The sequence below is a fragment of the Breoghania sp. L-A4 genome (genome assembly GCF_003432385.1).
Taxonomy (GTDB): Bacteria; Pseudomonadota; Alphaproteobacteria; order Rhizobiales; family Stappiaceae; genus Breoghania.
Window position 1 is genome coordinate 2,829,169 of record NZ_CP031841.1, and the last position, 1,113, is coordinate 2,830,281.

The following is a 1,113-nucleotide window of genomic DNA, read 5'->3' on the forward strand; positions in this document are numbered from 1 at the left end:
CATGCTGCGCACAGGCACCTTCGGACCCGCGCTTCACCTGACGCTTGACCGTCCCGAAGCGGGAAATGCGCTGAACGAGGGTCTGCTCGCGGCGCTTGACACCGCGCTGGCGGCCAACGCCGCTCCGGCGATCGTGCTCGACGGCGCCGGCAGCGCGTTCTGCACGGGTCTGGATCTGGCGGAACTTCGCAACGACGCTGCCGAGACCCCTCCTTACGAACGCTTCGCCCGGATACTCGATACGCTGGCGTCCGCGCCGGCGCTGACGATTGCCGTGGTTGACGGCGACGCCTTTGGGGGTGGTCTGGCACTGGCCTGCGCCTGCGATGTGGTTGTGGCGACCAAGACGTCGCGCTTCGCGCTTCCTGAAGCCCTGTGGGGACTGCTGCCCGCGCTCGCCGCCCCCGTGGTGGCCCGCCGCGCGGGATTGGCAGCGACACGGCGGCTGGCCCTGACGACCGAGCCGGTGAATGCGGTGGAGGCGCTGCGCCTGGGGCTGGCGGACCACGTGGTCGCCGACCGGGCGGCGGCGGAGGGCATTGCCCGGCGGCAGGCCTTGCGCGCCGCGCGCACCGGCGCTGACGCACTTTCATCCGTCAAGGCGCTGTTCGGCCGCCTGGAGCGCGATCCGGAAACCTATCGCGCCTTCGCCCTGCGGGAGATCGCGGCCCGCGGCGCCTCGGAGGCGGTGAGGACGCGCATAGAAACCCTGAGCGCTGCGAAAGACCTGGAGGAGGCCCCGAATGACCGCTGAGCGATCCTCTTCCCAAAGGACACCGAGCGAGACCGTGCTGGCCATCTGGGACCGGATCTTCAACGGCCACGATCTGTCGGCCGCCGACGAACTGGTGGCCGAGGACTATCGCCAGAACACCGAGGGCGTGGCCGGCGGACGCGATGGCTTCAAGAAGACCTTCGCGATGTATCTCGCGATGTCGCCCGACCTGCGCGTGGAGCCCAAGGCGGTGCAGGAGATCGACGACATCGTGGTCATTCGCGGAACCGTCTTCATGGGCAACCCGCCGCCGGGCGTCACATCGCCGATCGAGGTCGTCGATATTTTCAGGGTCGCCGACGGCATGGTGCAGGAACATTGGGAAGTCTGATCGACGC

General features: G+C 68.7%; 2 protein-coding genes. Both read left to right on the forward strand.

What is annotated here, in order from left to right:
• Position 1 precedes the first annotated feature (1 nt).
• Positions 2-754, forward strand: coding sequence for an enoyl-CoA hydratase/isomerase family protein (locus tag D1F64_RS12965; protein ID WP_162901530.1), 753 nt, complete (start codon positions 2-4; stop codon positions 752-754).
• Positions 744-1,106: an ester cyclase gene (locus D1F64_RS12970; RefSeq protein ID WP_117412787.1), complete on the forward strand. Its 363-nt coding sequence runs from the start codon at positions 744-746 to the stop codon at positions 1,104-1,106. The genes D1F64_RS12965 and D1F64_RS12970 overlap by 11 nt, the downstream gene beginning before the upstream one ends.
• Positions 1,107-1,113 lie beyond the last annotated feature (7 nt).